1 protein-coding gene is annotated in these 758 nt (G+C 46.2%); it reads left to right on the top strand.

Annotation, left to right across the window (positions count from 1 at the left end; translation table 11 throughout):
• The coding region (gene lpxK / locus R7R24_RS26450; RefSeq protein ID WP_318120082.1) for a tetraacyldisaccharide 4'-kinase at positions 1-758 on the top strand (758 nt) is incomplete at both ends.

Genomic DNA, 758 nt, shown 5'->3' with positions numbered 1-758 from the left:
GGAGTGGTGTCTCGAGGATACGGTGCGAAGGCTCCGCAGTATCCGCTGGTGTTAAATGATGATACTCCTACTCAACATTGTGGTGATGAACCTAAACTCATCCACCGACGCACCGGAGCACCTGTTGCAGTCGATCCTATACGTGCAAACGCCGTGAAAGCGCTATTAGAGTTAGATGTGGATATCATCATTACCGATGATGGTTTGCAGCATTATGCTCTAGAGCGTGATGTTGAACTTGTGATTGTTGATGGAAATCGTCGTTTTGGTAATGAGTGTTTGATTCCGCTTGGTCCATTGCGCGAAGGTGTTGAGCGACTTCAGGAAGTTGACTTTATCATCACCAATGGTGGTTTGGCCCATCAGGGTGAGATCTCGATGTCTCTAGCGCCATCAAAAGCGATCAACCTAAAGACCAAGCAGCAAGTTGATGTGAGTGAGTTAAAGGCGCTGGTGGCATTTGCCGGTATCGGGCATCCACCTCGGTTTTTTAATACACTAGAATCAATGCATGCGGATGTTAAAGTCACGAAAGGTTTTGCTGACCATCAAGGCTTTGACCAAAAAGAACTTGAAGCATTGGCTCTGCAAGGGGCGAATGTGATTATGACAGAGAAGGATGCTGTCAAATGTAGCGACTACGCACAAGACAATTGGGGGTATCTGCCTGTATCTGCTCAATTTGAGCCTAAAGATGCAGAGCGAATTTTAAATCGAATAAAAGAGGTTAAAGCGACTTATGGATCACCGTCTGCTTG

It is taken from the genome of Vibrio sp. 704 (genome assembly GCF_033339295.1).
Note: the sequence above shows the minus strand (reverse complement) of the source record. Positions and strands in the feature narration are given on the sequence as shown.